The organism is Shewanella electrica (genome assembly GCF_022321485.1).
In the GTDB taxonomy this organism is placed as follows: Bacteria; Pseudomonadota; Gammaproteobacteria; order Enterobacterales; family Shewanellaceae; genus Shewanella; species Shewanella electrica.
Genome location: NZ_JAKOGG010000180.1, coordinates 1 through 280 on the forward strand (window position 1 = coordinate 1; position 280 = coordinate 280).

The following is a 280-nucleotide window of genomic DNA, read 5'->3' on the forward strand; positions in this document are numbered from 1 at the left end:
GCGGCGAACAGGCCGGAGGTGGCGAAGCTGTGGTCGCCCCCCAGCGTGGGCATGGACTCCCTGACGTCGAACTTGTTGACGTAGTCGGAGCGGTACGTCTGACCGACGACGCCGTGCACGTCGCCGGTGAGCGCGTCGAACTTGAACGCCAGGTCGAGGTGGGCGAGGCAGTCGTCGCCGGTGACGCCGTACCGGTGCACCCTCGAGTCCTCGGCGGTGATGGGCACGGCGTTGGCCCTCAACTTGAACCGCCCGTCGAGCGCCACGAGCACGCCGTTCG

1 protein-coding gene is annotated in these 280 nt (G+C 68.9%); it reads right to left on the reverse strand.

The features are described 5' to 3' along the window. Nucleotides 1–280, reverse strand: a 280-nt coding sequence (locus L9G74_RS24065) for a hypothetical protein (protein WP_238898579.1), incomplete at both ends; no start/stop codon positions are given.